Raw genomic sequence first — 241 nt, 5'->3', positions numbered from 1 at the left:
CAACTTGACCAAATTCAAGTTCAACCGGTGTAGAACGACCAAAAATAAGTACCGACACTTTAACGCGGCTCTTTTCGTAGTCAACTTCTTCAACAACACCGCTAAAGTCAGCAAATGGACCGTCAGTAACACGAACAACTTCACCTGGTTCAAATAAGGTAGCAGGTTTAGGTGCTTCAGCATTTTCTTGTAGGCGATTAAGAATGCGCTCAGCTTCTTTAGGGCTGATAGGAGCAGGACG

At 44.4% G+C, this 241-nt stretch carries 1 protein-coding gene; it reads right to left on the bottom strand.

The window, feature by feature from the left end; genetic code table 11:
* Positions 1–241, bottom strand: a 241-nt coding sequence (locus AAEY62_RS24410; RefSeq protein ID WP_350637062.1) for a KOW motif-containing protein, incomplete at both ends; no start/stop codon positions are given.

The sequence above is a fragment of the Pseudoalteromonas sp. GW168-MNA-CIBAN-0100 genome, assembly GCF_040309225.1.
In the GTDB taxonomy this organism is placed as follows: Bacteria; Pseudomonadota; Gammaproteobacteria; order Enterobacterales; family Alteromonadaceae; genus Pseudoalteromonas; species Pseudoalteromonas arctica.
Note: the sequence above shows the minus strand (reverse complement) of the source record. Positions and strands in the feature narration are given on the sequence as shown.